We start from the raw sequence: 14,346 nt of genomic DNA, 5'->3' as shown, positions 1-14,346 counted from the left end.
AGCGGCCACGCTGACCGGATCGTGAGATTCCAGGGTGACTGAGGGCGCATGCCCGCGCCCCGGCGTGAGGACCCTTCCACGCGGTCGCGCAGGAGAGGTCCGCGCCCATGAGGCTTCGTCGGGCACGATCGAGGCCTTCGCCTGGTTCGTGGAGGAGGCGAACGCACTCCGCCAGGTCCCCGGCTTCAGGAAGTGCGCCGCCCGTGCCGCCAACCTCCGTGTTTCCGTGACGAAGTGAGGCCCGTGCCGGGTTCGGCACGGGCCTCATGAGGTGCGTGACGGCGACCGCTTCTTGTCGCGGTCCGTCGGTGGGGGCTACGGCTGCGGGGGGCCGGCGGGCGGGAAGCCGGGCTGCGGCTGCTGCTGGGGGTGCTGCGGGTAGGGCTGGCCCGGCTGGGGCGCCTGCGGGTGCGGCTGTCCCTGCGGGGGATGCGGCTGGCCCGGCTGTCCCTGCGGCGGGCCGGGCTGCTGGGGCACCTGCGGATACGGCTGGCCCGGCTGCGGCGGATACGGCTGCCCCGGCTGTGCGGGATACGGCTGTCCGCCCTGCGGCGGGTAGGGCTGGCCGGGGAGCGGCTGGCCCGGCAGCGGCGGGGCGGCGACCGGCGGCGGGTTGCCGTCGCTCGTCCACAGGCCGTGCATCTGCTGGTGGCGGACGAAGTCCTCCGCGACCATCGCCGCGAGGTGGAAGTACGCCTCCCGCACCTTCGGCCGCATCATGTCGAGGTCGACCTCGGCACCGGCGGCGAGATGCTCGTCGAAGGGAACGACGATCACGCCCCTGCACCGGGTCTCGAAGTGCGCGACGATGTCCTCGACCTTGATCATCTTGCCGGTCTCGCGGACACCCGAGATGACGGTGATGGACCGTGAGACGAGCTCGGCGTAGCCGTGCGCGGAGAGCCAGTCCAGCGTCGTACTGGCGCTGCTCGCACCGTCGACCGACGGTGTCGAGATGATGATGAGCTGGTCGGCGAGGTCCAGCACACCGCGCATGGCGCTGTAGAGCAGGCCCGTGCCCGAATCGGTCAGGATGACCGGGTACTGCTTGCCGAGCACGTCGATCGCGCGCCGGTAGTCCTCGTCGTTGAAGGTCGTCGAGACGGCCGGGTCCACGTCGTTGGCGATGATCTCCAGGCCGGAAGGGGCCTGCGAGGTGAACCGCCGGATGTCCATGTACGAGTTGAGGTACGGGATCGCCTGGACCAGGTCACGGATGGTGGCCCCGGTCTCGCGCCGAACCCGGCGGCCGAGCGTGCCGGCGTCCGGGTTGGCGTCGATCGCGAGGATCTTGTCCTGCCGCTCGGTGGCGAGCGTGGAACCCAGCGCGGTGGTGGTCGTCGTCTTGCCGACACCGCCCTTGAGGCTGATGACGGCGATGCGGTAGCAGGACAGCACGGGCGTGCGGATGAGCTCCAGCTTCCGCTGCCGCTCGGCCTCTTCCTTCTTCCCGCCCAGCTTGAACCGGCCGCCGCCGGCTGCCGGACGGCTGCTCTTCGCCTTCTGCTTCTTGTTGTTGAGCAGTCGGTCGGACGACAGCTCCACGGCCGCGGTGTAACCCAGCGGGGCGGCGCCCGGGTTGACCGGCTGCCGCTGGTCGTGCTGGATCGGCTGCGGCCAGGCGGCACCGGCGCGGGGGTCCGCGGGGGGCTGGGGCGCCTGCGGGGGCAGCGGGGCCTGGGCGGACTCGGGCGCTTGCGGTGCCTGCGGCGCATGGGGTGCCTGCGGGGGCTGGCCGGCGAAGCCCTGGGGTGCTCCCTGGGGGGCTCCGTGGGGCGCGGCGGCAGGGGCCGACTGCCCGTCGGCCTGGTGCGGGATGCCGGGGTGCGGCTGGGGTGCCTGCGGCGCCTGCGGTGCCGGTGGCTGCGGGAAGCCGTAGCCGCCCGGGCCGGTGGGGGGCTGCGGGTAGCCGTAGCCGGCCTGGGCGTCGGTGGCGGGCGGTTGCGGGAAGCCGTACCCCTGCTGCGCGTTGGGGGCGGGTGGCTGGGGGAAGCCGTAGCCGGGCTGCTGGTGGGGGGCGGGCGGTGCCGGCTGCTGGGCCGCGGGCTGCTGCGGGGCGGCCGGAGCCGAGGCAGAGGGCTGCGGGAAGCCGTAGCCGGGCTGCGGGGCGGGCGCGGGGGCCGAGGGGTTCCAGGCCTGCGGCGCGGGTGGCTGAGGCGCGGGCGGCTGTTGGGCCGCCGCGGCCGCCGCAGGGTCGGCTTGCTGCGGCTGCGGCTGCGCATGCGGGTATGGCTGTGGCGCAGGCTGGGCCGGCCACTGGGCCGCCGGGGCGGGCGCGGCGGGCTGGTACGACGGAGGCAGCGGCGGCAGCCCGTTCTGCGGGGCCGGCGGGGGAGTCCAGGCGGGCTGGGCGGGCGGCACGGCACTCTGCGGCTCTGCCGTCGCCGCGGCCTCTGCGTCGCCTGCCTCGGGGGCGGGCTCCAACGGAGTGGCGTCCTGCTGCGCGGGCTCGGAGACCTGGGCGTCCGCGCCGTCGGCGCCTTCGCTCTCGCTGTCGGACGCGGGCTCGGACGCGGCCCCGAACGCCGGGTCCACGGCGGCGTCATTCGCACTGTCGGCGTCGGCGTCGGCGTCCGGTCCGGCGGGATCGCCGTCCGCGTCACCCTGGGCGTCCGCGTTCGCGTCCGTGTCCGCATCCGTGTCGACGGCCGCGGTCGCCTCGTTGTCGTCCCGCGCCTCGCCGGCCTCGGACGGGGCCTCGTCGGCAATCTGCGGGGTCCCTTCGCCGGCCTCGGCGCCGGAGTCGGCCGGTTCCGTTCCCGTTCCCGTTTCCGATCCCGTTGCCGTGTCCGGCTGCGCGGCGGCCGCCTGCTCCGCGATCTGCCGCTTGAGGGCTACCGAGGAGAAACGCATGGTGGCACCGCTCTCCAGGTCCCCGTCCCCGGAGCCGTCCTCGTCCTCGGTGGTCGAGGGAGCCGCGGTCGGCTGCTGGTCCGGAAGGCCCGCAGCCGACTGCTGGTCCGGAAGGCCCGCAGCCGGGATGTCCGGACCGTTCGGCACGGCGGAAGGGGGCACGTCGGCGGCCGGTGCCTGCTGCGGCTCGAACCCGCCGTCGGCGGGGAGCCGGGGCACGGCGACCGGCGCCCCGACGGGAGGCGCGGGAGGCGCGGGCGGGGCCGGAGGGGCGGGCGGAGTGAAAGGCGCCTCGGCAGCAGGTGCCGCGGGCGGAGTGAATGGAGTTCCGACAGCAGGTGACGCGGGCGGCGGGAACGGCGCCCCGGGCGCGAGGTCCGCCTGGGCAGGCGGAGCGAGCCCCGGACCCGGTCCGTTGCCCGGGTAGTCACCGCCGGGCACTCCGGGCGTGCCCGGCACCCCAGCCGGGCCCGGCACTCCGGGCACTCCGGGCACGCCCGGCATCCCCGCCGCACCCGCGTTGCCGGACGTCGCCGTGGGCCCCGTGGTGCGAGGATCCGCCCCCGTACCGTCACCCGAGGCCGCTCCGGAGCCCGAATTCGCCGCGGAACCCGAACCCGAGCCTCCGGTGGCGTTCTGCGTGTACCAAGCCGGCGGCGCGTAGTCGATGGTGAACTCGCCCGTCGCCTCGATGGAGGACTCCGCGTCGGGCTGGTCATCGCCGGGTGTGGCCCAGCCCCCGCGGATCCCGTCCCGATCGCTGCTCACAGTTCCTCCTGGTGTGGTCGAGCACCCTCTGCCGTGCCGGGGCGACCATGTTGCTTGCCGTCCGAAGTGGTTCGAGGCCGTCCGAGGTCGTCCGACGCACCGGCCCTCCCCCGAGCCGTCGACACCCGCCCCACGGTTTCCGGTATCGCGCCCCGCACCAGCCTAATCATCAGGTGCACCGCCTCGGCAGGCCCGCCCGCCCCTCAGCACCAGTCCATCACGTCAACCACTGTCCGGCGCAAGCCACCTGCAGATCGGTGACGGGGAAACGACGACGGCGAGCGGCCTCAGTCCATCCGTCGAGGCGTGCCCAGCAGCCCGATCTCCGCGTCCGTCGGCTGCGTCATGACGTACTGCCGGTCGCGGTCGCTGCACCACAGGGTGAAACCGTCGACCAGGGTGGGCAAGGACTCGACGTTCTCCCGGGGGAGTGCCAACGCGCGGCCCACCTCGACGGATTCGTCCGGAGAGATCCGCTGCACACCGACGAGCCGGGCCTGCCGTATGAGCCGCGGCGCGACCGGGCTGAGATACGGCAGCAGGGTCAGCACGGCCTGCCAGGGGCCGGACGCGACCCGTCCGCGCGGCGGACGCATACCGCAGTCCCGCACCACCAGCACCGGCGTTCCCGCCGAGGCGCCCTGCGGGGGCACCCGGCCGACCTCGTACACCGCCAGGCCGTTCTGCCCACCGCCCATGGCGTGCACCATCTGCACCCAGGCCTGCGGCCGCCCCGTCTCCACGGCCACCCGGGCCCCGGTCGCGGCCGCTCTCAGCGCGAGGACCTGCGCGGTCCACAGACCGCCGATGAGGACGACGTCGTAGGGCGTGGGCCGGTTGAGGCCCAGCACGGCGGGCCGGCCCTCGGTGTCGACACCGATCACGACACCGTCGTCACCGATGGGCAGGGCGAGCGAGGCGAGTTGTTCCACGGTCACCGAGTGGCGGCCGTGCCGCGGACCGATGAGTCCGAAGCCGCTGCGCAGCGACCGGGTGCGCGGCCGGCCCGCGGCGGGCTCCGGCTCGCCGGGGGCGGTGGCCGCCCGTGTCGTCGTCACCGTCACCGAACACCTCCGAGAGGCAGAGTGGCCAGGATGCCGGGGACCTGTTCCCGGTCGAGGCGGGCGAGTCCCGCCCCGGTGTGCCGGGCCGCGCCCTGCACCGCGCGCCGGGCCGCCACGAGTTCGTCGTCACTGCGTCCCGTCACCCGGATGTGCCCGCTCAGGGACACCTCCTGCCGGTCACCGCGCGTGAGGGTGACACTGAACGTCGTGGCGAGCGCGGGAACCGCGGTGACCAGGGCGATGAACTGCGGGAGCGAGGGACCGCCGCCACCGCCCAACGACGGCCACCGGCGCAGCCAGTACGTCGTGTGCCGGCGGTTGTCGCACCGCCAGCTCCGGCTGGACTCCTCGGTCCGCCGCTCCACCGCTCCGGTCCGTCCGGCCTCCGCCGTCACCAGCGGGTTGGCGCACGCCGACGTGGCGATGGCGGTGGTCAGTTGCTCCTCGTCGAGGACGGTCGCACGGAACCCGGCGCCGGTGAGCCGGCTCGCGAGGTGGTCGGCGGCCCGCACCACGCACTTCTGGGCCCCGACGAGACCGCCTCCGCGTGCGGCAACGGCCTCCGGGCACAGCTCCGGATCCAGCTTCAGCGCGATCCATGTGATGCGTACGGCCGGAGCGCCGGTCTGCTCCTGCAGCGGCGCGTAGTTGGACACGGCCACGGACTGCGGGGGCAGATGCAACGCGGGCGCGGGCTGGGTGTGCAGCACGATCTGCGCGGACTCCAGGCGGATCCCGTCCACGTCGAGCGCGTCGTGCACCAGGGCGAGCGGCAGCGGATGCCGGTCGCGCTCGGCCCGCAGCGCGGTCGCGTCCGCCTCCACCAGAAGAACGGCCGTGACGAACGTGCCGTCGCCGACGATCCCGACGGGCCGCCGGTCGCGGCCGCCGTACGTGTACGTCCGCAGGCTCGGATCGCACTCCAGGGCCGGTCCGAAGCCCGGTTCGGTCCCCGGGGGTATCTCGAGCTTCTCCGCGAGCCGCCGCCGGGCCTTCAGCGCCCGCGCGGTGGCCAGCCACTCCGGAAGGGAGCGGCCGCGACGGCGGGCCACGGAGAGCACCACCAGCACCACGGCGACGACGCCCGCCACCGCGAGCCCGATCGGACCGATCGCCCAGCCGACGAGCAGGACGGCGGCCGCGATCTCCCACAGAACGAGGCGTTGCAGCCGGAATGCCCCGCCCTGCCCCGAACGCGCCTTGACCTGGAGCGCGCCCGACGCCGACGAACGCTGCGGCGCCGGTGGCCGGGGCGCCGAGGAGCCCCGCGTCCGCGATCGGCCGGAGCGTACGCGTGTTCCCGAAGCCATCACTCGATCCCCCCGTTCTGCTCACGTCTCGCCCGTATTCCAGCACCGCACAGGGCACTTGACGGCCCAGGAACCCTACCCGCTCCCCAAGTCCCGACGGACACCAGGCATAGTAGGGGGCCGCTCTGACATCGGGGGCGGGGGACCGCGACCCCGCGAGTGCGGCCAGGACGGAAAACGGGGAGAGACACAGACAGATGGCATCCCGGCGCGATCAGCTCAATGCCTACACCTTCGCGAAGCGCCGTATGCTCGCGGCCTTCCTGCAGTCGTCGCCCGACGGCTCGGAGGAGGGAGCGCCGCGACCGCTGCGGGCGATCCTCCCCGGCATCATCGTGGGGGTGCTCGTCATGGCGGTCTTCGGGGCGTGGGGCATGTTCAAGCCCACCGCGCCGAAGGGCTGGGACGAACCCAACGCCAAGGTGATCGTCGCCAGCAAGTCGACCACGCGGTACGTCGTCCTGAAGACCGACGGCCAGGTCCAGCTGCACCCCGTCCTCAACATGGCCTCCGCGAAACTGCTCCTCAACGACGGAGGCGGCGACGTCGTCACCGTCGCCGAGTCCGTCCTCGACAACGGCAAGATCCCGCACGGCGTCACCATCGGCATCCCCTACGCGCCCGACCGCCTGCCCCCGGCCTCCGAGGCGGGCACCGCGAAGCGCTGGGTGGTCTGCGAGCGCCCGAGCGCCGGAGGCGGCGACTCCGTCCAGAAGGCCGCGCTGGTGCTCTCCGCCCGCGACATGGAGGCGACGGACGACAAGGGACGCCTCGGCGGCGGTCAACTGCTGTACGTGGCCGACCCGGACGGCAAGCGCTACGTCGTCGACGCGGACGGCCGGGCGTACCCGATCGACAAGAGCGACGAACTGCTGCTGCGTGCCGTGGTCGGCTCCAACCGGCAGCCCCAGCGGGTGTCCGCGGAGTGGCTGGCGACCCTGCACCAGGGCGACGCGATCACCTTCCCGGAGATCACCGGGCAGCCGGGCGCCGCGGCCGGCGCGCCGGGCCAGCTGGACGAGTCGACGAACAAGGTCGGCATGGTGCTCAAGGCGTTCGACAACAACACCGAGCAGTACTACGTCGTCCTGCCCGGCAGGGTGGCGCCCGTCTCCGCCTTCGTCGCCCAGCTCCTGCTGTTCAGCGAGGAGCTCGCCCCCGTCGGCCAGGCCGGGCAGGCCCGTGAGGTCAGCCCGGGCGCGATCGTGCCGGGCAAGGCGTTCGGCACCGAGCACCGCTGGCCGATCGGGGACCCCACGCCCGTCAACGACGCGTCGGCGACCTCCGGGAGCCGCAGCACGATCTGCAACGTCCTGCGCGGCGTCGACGCCGACTCCGGCGCCACGACCCTGAGCACCTGGGCGGGCACGGACTTCCCCGAGAAGCTGCCCGCCGGTTCCTCCAGCGCCTATGTCACGCCGGGCTCCGGCCAGCTCTACCGCCAGTTCCAGGGCGAGGCGACCAAGACCGGCCCCGTCTTCCTGGTCACCGACACGGGCCTGCGGTACGTCCTCCAGTCCAACGCGGACAGCGCCACCGACGACGCCGGCATCGGCACGACGGCCAAGGAGCGCCGGCAGCTCCAGCAGGAGGCCCAGCAGGCCCAGACCCGCCTCGGCTACAAGGACGTGGACCCGGCGCCCATCCCCGCCGCCTGGTCGGAGTTCCTGCCCACGGGCCCGCGTCTGTCGACGGCCGCGGCACGCCAGCCGCAGGGCTCGTGAGGAGGAGGGCGACAGTGCTGCGTACGACGCTGGTGGCGGCCGCGACCCTGCTGACGACGGCCACGGTCGTCGCACCTCCCGCCGCGGCCGCCGACAAGCTGCCCTACTCGGACCAGTGCCAGTTCCCCAACGGCCTGTATCCGGGCCGCCCCTGGTCGCTGCAGCGCGTCCTCCTGGAGGAGCTGTGGAGCCAGTCCAAGGGCAAGGGGGTGCGGGTGGCCGTCATCGACACGGGCGTGGACGTGCAGAACCCGCAGCTCACCGACGCGGTCGATGTGAAGAGCGGGCGCAACCTCCTGCCGAAGAACCTCAAGGACGAGGACGGCGACCCGATCGAGCGGGGCAAGGAGAACGGCACGACGGACACCGTCGGCCACGGCACCAAGGTCGCCGGCATCATCGCGGCCCGCCCCGCCGACGGCACCGGCTTCGTGGGCCTGGCCCCCGAGGCGACGATCATCCCGATCCAGCAGAACGACGCGGAGGGCCACGGGACCACCGAGACCCTGGCCGCGGCGATCCGCTACGCCATCCAGGCGAAGGCCGGGGTCATCAACATCTCCCAGGACACCTCGAACGCGATGAAGCCGTCCTCCGACCTGGAGAAGGCGATCGACGAGGCCCTCGCCCAGAAGATCGTCGTCGTGGCGTCGGCCGGCAACGACGGCCTCGACGGCAACGTCAAGGAGACCTACCCCGCCTCCTACGACGGCGTCCTCGCCGTCGCCGCCTCCGACCGCAACAACGAGCGCGCCTCCTTCTCCCAGTCCGGCGACTTCGTCGGCGTGGCGGCCCCCGGCGTCGACATGATCTCCACGGTGCCCCAGGGCGGCCACTGCTCCGACAACGGCACGAGCTTCTCCGCGCCGTACGTCGCGGGCGTCGCGGCCCTGATCAAGGCGAAGCACCCGGACTGGACGGCCCGTCAGATCGTCGCCCAGATCGAACAGACAGCCGAGCGCACGATCGCCGGCCACGACCGCCTCGTCGGCTGGGGCGTCGTCGACCCCGTCCGCGCCCTCACCGAGGACGACCACCCCCTCGAGTCCCCGTCCCCCCAGGGCGGCCTCGGCAAGGCGGAGGCCCCCACGGCCGCCGAGTTCCAGTTCGGCGAGACCCCCGACGAACGCAACGCCCGCCTCGCCACGTACGTCGCCGTGGCCGCGGCGGTCCTCGTGGCGGGCCTCGGCGGCACGGCGGTCGCGATCAGGGACGCACGGCGGCGGGCGCGGAGGGTGACGGGGGCGGAGTAGGCGGGCAGCGGCCATCTCCCCGCGCTGCGGCGCGAGTTGAAGCGTGCCTTTGTCGTCGGCTCGATCGACCGACGCCACCGCAGGACGCTCATGGTGTTCTGACGGCCCTCGAATACGAACCGAAGCTGGACCCGCCGTTCGTGGTCCTGACGTCCATGCGTACGAGCGTCGGGTGACCCGCGATACCCGTGACTACTACCAGCGGGTTTCTGGCCGGCACCCCTTTTCCGCGCGCACCTTCGACTTCGGTCCGGTACTCGTGTCGGAGACGGAGACGGAGACGGAGACGGAGACGGAGACGGAGGTCTGAGGTCTGAGGTCTGAGGTCTGAGGTCGGGATGGTCTGGTCATTCCGCTGATGTGATGCGATCCGCCGTGCTGCCCGATCCTCCGTACCGCCCACTATGGAGATGCCCCTTGCGTGCCCGAACCGCCACCTACCCCGACCGCGCTACCGCGCAGTCGGCGACCCAGCACGTGGTCACCCGCAACGAGCAGGTCGTCCATGGCTGGCTGGCACGTTCCACCCGGCAGCGACTGACGATCGAGGCGGCATGGCCGTCGCACGAGGAATTTGTCGGGCGAGTTGCAGAGGAGTACTGGCACCGGTCGGCGACGACTGGCGTGTGGAACTCGACACAGCCGGTCGCTTCCGGAGCCACGGTGCCGCGCCGATGTTCGGCGCGCCGTGGTGCGGGTGACCGCAGGGTCCGCCGTGCCGGGCGCGCTGTGAAGGCCACGTGAAGCTTCGATCAGCGGTAGCAAGGCTGTTGCGTATGGCAGTTGGGGCTGTCGTAGGCAGTCAGTAGAGTGGTCGTGTTGCGGTCATGAACACGCGAGACGCGTGGGCTGCTCAGGACAGCAGCGGAAAACGGGGAGGGAAAGCTTCGTGCTTCCTGCAGACATGGGCGGGGGAGCCGCCGACGTACGACGTGGCCTGATGGCGCTTTCGACCTTCAAAAAGCGCGTGGACGACCTGCTCAAGGCCTTCGAGGACTCGGCGGGCGGCTCGTCCAAGGTCGCGTCTCACGGCCTGTCGCAGGCCGCGTTCGGCATGGGGAACTTCCCGGAAGCGAAGGCGCTCCACCTGGAGTACGAGCGCGTCCACGAACGCATCACGTCGCTCTCCAAGTCGCTCGGCCTGCAACTGGAGGCGATGCAGATCGCCGTCCACGGCGTGGACGTCACCTTCGACAACCTCGAAGAAGACCTCCGCTACCGGTTCCACGAAATCAGGGCCGAGGTCAACCAGGAACGCGAAGAGATGCTCAACGAGCAGGCCAAGCGCGACAACAAGGCCGACCAGACTGACGCGGGGTACTGATGAACGGGGACAAGGACAAGAAGCAGCCGGACCCGTACAAGGCGGAACGCCAGGAAGCCGCCCAGCAGAACGGCACCCTCGACGCGGTCATGGATATGACCAAGATCATCAACCCATGGGGGCCGAACCGGGGTTTCCACTTCGGCAAGACCAGCTTCGAGGGCTACGACCTCAACGAGATGATCGACATCGTCGAGTCCGCGAACCCGGAGCTTGTGGAGTCCGCGGGCACCGCCCTGGTGGCCGCCCGGGACGCCATCAACGACGCCGCCGAGGAACTCCGCATCAACCTGGGAGACGTCGACTGGGAGGGCGAGGCCCACACCGCGTTCTACACATGGGGCAACGACCTGGTCTCCACTGCCGTCGCGCTCGCCACCTACGCCGACGTCGTGGGCACCCAGGTCCTGGCGGCGAGCTCCGGACTCGCCTCCGTACGCAAGTCCATGCCGCCGCGTGACACCCGCACCGACCCCAAGACGGTCGACGACATCCCCGAGGCCAAGCGCGTCGAGAGCAACGACGAGTACGCGGCGGCCGTGAAGGCGGAGAGCCACCGGCAGGAAGCCATCAACCAGATGTACCGGCTGGCGTCGTTCTACACGGTGTCGGGCGGAATGATGCAGACGGCCGAGGAGCCGGTATTTCCGAAGATGCCGAATGTGGGTGTGCCGGAGCCGCAGAACTTCATTGGTGCGGACCCTCCTACTACCGGGGAGACCCGCTCCCTTTCGAACACAAGCTTCTCGGAAGCCACGCGTCAACACGCCGTGAGTGCCTCGACCGAGCGTCGTCAGGTGGACTCCGCTCTGCCGACCGCCAAGAGCGGGGACGATGCCGTCACGAGCCCGGACCGGCACATCGGTACGCAGATCGACAGCGTCGGTACCTTGCCGCCGCAGGAGACCGTGAAGCCGACACCCGTCACATCGCCTATGACGGCCGGTCCGAACGCCACCCCAGTAACGCCCGTGCCCATGGCCCCTGTTGTGGCACCGCCTGTGTCGCGCGGGCCGGTCGGGCGCACCTCAGGCATCGGCGGAGCGCCCGCGCCCAGGACTTCTGCTACGGCACAGGGACGAGTCGGTGGTATGCCGCCCGCAGCCCAGGCAGGACGCGCCGGAACCGGGCCCATGGGACCGATGGGACGTGCTGCCACACCAGGGCAGGCAGGCGGTCGCACGACCGGCCCCATGGGGCGAGGCGTGATCGGCGGAGTGCCCAGAGCCGCGGCCCCGGCCCAGCAGGCAGGCGGCGTTCCGCGGGGGCCTGTCACCGGCATGGGACCCACGAACCCCGGACGAACGGTCACCGGCCGAGCAGGCGCCGGGCGCACTGCTGATGGTGTCGTCGGCGGTAGGCCTGTCGCTGGTACCGGAGCCACCACCCCTGGCACTAACGGCTCCAGAGTGCCGCGTGGCACAGTGATCGGCGGTCAGAACGCACCCACCCCGCGCGGCACGGGTGAGAGGCCGGGCCAGCGTGGAGTGATCGGGGCGCCTGGTTCGACGACCGGCAAGGGACAGCCGCCTCGCCCCTCCATCGGCCGCCCTGACGGCGTGGTCGGAACGCCGACGGGTAGAGCCGCCGAATCCAATAACGGCGGGCGCGGGCCCGGCGGCACCAGCGTGACGCGTGGCGCCACCGGCAATCAGAATTCAGGCGAGACGCGTGCGCGCCGTAAAGAGCGGCGCGACGGGGCGTCGTCGACCGACTGACCGGACAAAAGCGAGGACAGACACAAGCATGGTGGCAGGGATCAGCCGACGCGGCGGGTGGAGCGCGCCTTTCGCGGGACGGAACGGAAGACGGGTTTCTGCCGTCTGTTCAGCGCTTGGCGCCTTGGCTGTCCTGTCGGCAGGTCTGGCCCCGAGCGCGGCAGCCGCGGACGTCCAGTCCCAGCAGTGGTACCTGTCGGCGATGAAGGCCGACGAGATGTGGAAAGTGAGCACCGGCAAGGGGGTCAAGGTCGCGGTCATCGACTCGGGCGTCAACCCGGACACCCCTTCTTTGAAGGGCCAGGTGCTCGCCGACGAGGTCCCGCAGGCTGTGGCGTACGGCGCGACAAAGGACTACACGGGGCACGGGACCACCATGGCGGAACTGATCGCCGGTACGGGTGCCGGCGACGGCCTGAAAGGCCTTGCCCCCGGAGCCAAGATCGTGCCTTACCGGATCGCAGCCGACGATCTGAAGGACAAGACGGAAAGAAAAAAGACCGCTACCTCGGCACAAGCGATCCGGGCCGCCGCTGACACTGACGCCAAGATCATCAACATGTCCTTCGATAGCCCCGGCGGCAACCCTGAGGAAGAGGCAGCGGTCAAGTACGCGCAGTCCAAAGGAAAGTTGATGTTTGCCGGTGTTGGCAACGACGCGGAGCGCAAGAGCCTCATCGGTTACCCAGCCGCGTACCCGTTTGTCGTCGGAATCGCTGCATCGGACGAGAACGGAAAGGCAGGAGAGTTCTCCGAGCACGGCAACTACGTTGACCTGGCTTCACCCGGCCTCAACGTACCCAGTTGGTGCGACGAGACGTTCCGCTCGTATTGCACGGGCAGGGGCACCAGCCAAGCCACCGCCATAGCCTCCGCCTCCGCCGCCCTCGTCTGGTCCGCCCACCCCGACTGGACGGCCAACCAGGTCCTCGCCAGCCTGATCGACACCGCCGGGCGGGACTGGGCGAAGGACGACCCGAGCACGTACCTCGGCTACGGCCTGATCCGTCCCCGCAAGGTGCTGGAAAACAGCAGCTTCGACCCCGGCGCGGCCGGCACCGACCCGCTCGCCAAGGAGAACGCGGTGGGCGTCACGGGCGACACCTCGCCGTCTCCTTCCGCATCAACCTCGTCACAGCCCTCGAAGAGCACTTCAGGCGGCCAGACCTCGGCGGCAGCATCAAGCTCGGAATCGTCCGACAACTCCACCATGTGGGTGGTCCTCGGCGCTGCCGCGGCCGTCCTGGTGGTCGGCGGCGGCGCCTTCGCGGTGATCCGTTCACGGCGAGGCGCATGACGACCCGAGCAGGCCGGCCGGTCATCCACCACCGACCGGTCGCCCGGGACTGACCAGGCATCCACCCACACCCGTTCCCACGCACCACAGCTCTCAAGAAAGGGAGTGACCCATGGTCGACCGCAAGCTCAATGAAGGCGACGTACAGAAGCTTCAGACCGAAGTCATCGATCGGTACGACAACATCCGGCAGTCGCTCGCGAAGCTGCAGGGCACGATCGACATGATCGAGAAGGCCTGGACGGGCCAGGGCGCCAACGCCTTCAACACGAAGCAGACGGAGATCAACGGCCACATGGTCGCGATCGGCAAGATGCTCGACGACTTCCTCGAGGGCATCCACATGAACAAGACCGACAAGCGCAACCTCGAGGACCAGATCGAGGCCGACCTCAAGCAGATCCAGGTGGAGGATCTCGGTGGCAAGCACTCGGCTCTCAACAGCTACTGATGGGCCTTCGGCGCCACTGAGCCGCATCACCGCCCGGGCTGAGCAGTCCGGCTGACATCTTCAGAGAAACGAGGGAAACATGTCCGGAGTCCACTACGACGAGCTTGCCGTCACCTACGGCACCATGGACGCGCTCGCGACCGAACTCGGCGACCAGGCCAAGAAGCTCGAGGAGGACCTCGAGGCACTGAAGCAGGCCGTGCTCAAGGTCTCCGAGGGCTGGGGCGGCGAGGCGTACGGCGAGTTCAAGAAGAAGGCCGGCGAGTGGGACACCCACGCCCGGGGCATTCACTCGGCGCTGGTCACGATCTCCAAGCTGGTACACACCGCCGGTGGTGACTACCGTGGCGGCGACCTGAAGGGCGCCAGCTACTTCATGTGACGCACAGCGGCACGGTTCGACAGGGTGGGTACGCGCGGGAGGTACCCACCCTTTGTCGTGCCTAGTGCCTCATGCGCCTCTTGCCTAGTGCCTCATGCGCCTCGTGCCGCGTGCCTCGTGCGCCGCGTGCCTCATGCGCTGGCGCCGTGCGCCGCGTGCCGTGCGTCGTGCACCGGCAACGCGAACGGCGGGCCCCGGGAAC

The 14,346-nt window shown here is 71.2% G+C and carries 11 protein-coding genes; 8 read left to right on the top strand and 3 right to left on the bottom strand.

Annotated features, from left to right (window positions below; translation table 11 throughout):
- Positions 1-315 precede the first annotated feature (315 nt).
- The 3 genes from ACIHAR_RS36140 to eccE all read right to left on the bottom strand — a co-directional run bounded on the left by ACIHAR_RS36140 (position 316) and on the right by eccE (position 5,995).
- Positions 316-3,621: an SCO5717 family growth-regulating ATPase gene (locus tag ACIHAR_RS36140; RefSeq protein WP_400023445.1), complete on the bottom strand. Its 3,306-nt coding sequence runs from the start codon at positions 3,619-3,621 to the stop codon at positions 316-318.
- A 287-nt stretch (positions 3,622-3,908) separates the two neighbouring features.
- The gene (locus ACIHAR_RS36135) at positions 3,909-4,685 is read right to left on the bottom strand and encodes a hypothetical protein (RefSeq protein ID WP_388759347.1); all 777 of its coding nucleotides are present in this window, start codon (positions 4,683-4,685) and stop codon (positions 3,909-3,911) included.
- Positions 4,682-5,995 carry a type VII secretion protein EccE gene (gene eccE / locus ACIHAR_RS36130; protein ID WP_365466054.1) on the bottom strand — a complete coding sequence of 438 codons (1,314 nt, stop codon included), beginning with the start codon at positions 5,993-5,995 and terminating at the stop codon, positions 4,682-4,684. Before eccE ends, ACIHAR_RS36135 begins: the two co-directional genes overlap by 4 nt.
- 197 nt (positions 5,996-6,192) lie before the next feature.
- On the opposite strand from eccE, the gene eccB reads away from it, so the two are divergent.
- From eccB to ACIHAR_RS36090, 8 genes are all read left to right on the top strand, one after another.
- The gene (eccB, locus tag ACIHAR_RS36125) at positions 6,193-7,719 is read left to right on the top strand and encodes a type VII secretion protein EccB (RefSeq protein ID WP_400023442.1); all 1,527 of its coding nucleotides are present in this window, start codon (positions 6,193-6,195) and stop codon (positions 7,717-7,719) included.
- 17 nt (positions 7,720-7,736) lie between these two features.
- Positions 7,737-8,972: a type VII secretion-associated serine protease mycosin gene (mycP, locus tag ACIHAR_RS36120; protein WP_365466123.1), complete on the top strand. Its 1,236-nt coding sequence runs from the start codon at positions 7,737-7,739 to the stop codon at positions 8,970-8,972.
- Between the two features lie 172 nt (positions 8,973-9,144).
- Entirely contained in the window at positions 9,145-9,282 is a 138-nt protein-coding gene (locus ACIHAR_RS36115) for a hypothetical protein (RefSeq protein WP_400023440.1), read from the top strand.
- A 579-nt stretch (positions 9,283-9,861) separates the two neighbouring features.
- Positions 9,862-10,296 (top strand): hypothetical protein, encoded by a 435-nt coding sequence (locus ACIHAR_RS36110; RefSeq protein ID WP_365466049.1) that lies wholly within the window; start codon positions 9,862-9,864, stop codon positions 10,294-10,296.
- On the top strand, positions 10,296-12,014 hold the full coding sequence (locus tag ACIHAR_RS36105) for a hypothetical protein (RefSeq protein ID WP_400023438.1): 1,719 nt from the start codon (positions 10,296-10,298) through the stop codon (positions 12,012-12,014). Before ACIHAR_RS36110 ends, ACIHAR_RS36105 begins: the two co-directional genes overlap by 1 nt.
- 202 nt (positions 12,015-12,216) lie before the next feature.
- Complete coding sequence (locus ACIHAR_RS36100; protein ID WP_400023437.1) at positions 12,217-13,311, top strand: S8 family serine peptidase; 1,095 nt, start codon at positions 12,217-12,219, stop codon at positions 13,309-13,311.
- A 112-nt stretch (positions 13,312-13,423) separates the two neighbouring features.
- Positions 13,424-13,762: a WXG100 family type VII secretion target gene (locus tag ACIHAR_RS36095; RefSeq protein WP_365466043.1), complete on the top strand. Its 339-nt coding sequence runs from the start codon at positions 13,424-13,426 to the stop codon at positions 13,760-13,762.
- Positions 13,763-13,841: 79 nt separating this feature from the next.
- The gene (locus tag ACIHAR_RS36090) at positions 13,842-14,144 is read left to right on the top strand and encodes a WXG100 family type VII secretion target (RefSeq protein WP_365466042.1); all 303 of its coding nucleotides are present in this window, start codon (positions 13,842-13,844) and stop codon (positions 14,142-14,144) included.
- Positions 14,145-14,346 lie beyond the last annotated feature (202 nt).

Origin of the sequence: Streptomyces sp. NPDC052016, assembly GCF_044548445.1 — a bacterium.
Classification (GTDB): Bacteria; Actinomycetota; Actinomycetes; order Streptomycetales; family Streptomycetaceae; genus Streptomyces.
Note: the sequence above shows the minus strand (reverse complement) of the source record. Positions and strands in the feature narration are given on the sequence as shown.

What these genes read in the sequence shown, in the direction of transcription:
- eccE (WP_365466054.1), bottom strand. Translation starts at nt 5,995, where the DNA reads ATGGCTTCGGGAACACGCGTACGCTCCGGCCGATCGCGGACGCGGGGC.
- eccB (WP_400023442.1), top strand. Translation starts at nt 6,193, where the DNA reads ATGGCATCCCGGCGCGATCAGCTCAATGCCTACACCTTCGCGAAGCGC.
- ACIHAR_RS36105 (WP_400023438.1), top strand. Translation starts at nt 10,296, where the DNA reads ATGAACGGGGACAAGGACAAGAAGCAGCCGGACCCGTACAAGGCGGAA.
- ACIHAR_RS36100 (WP_400023437.1), top strand. Translation starts at nt 12,217, where the DNA reads ATGAAGGCCGACGAGATGTGGAAAGTGAGCACCGGCAAGGGGGTCAAG.
- ACIHAR_RS36095 (WP_365466043.1), top strand. Translation starts at nt 13,424, where the DNA reads ATGGTCGACCGCAAGCTCAATGAAGGCGACGTACAGAAGCTTCAGACC.
- ACIHAR_RS36090 (WP_365466042.1), top strand. Translation starts at nt 13,842, where the DNA reads ATGTCCGGAGTCCACTACGACGAGCTTGCCGTCACCTACGGCACCATG.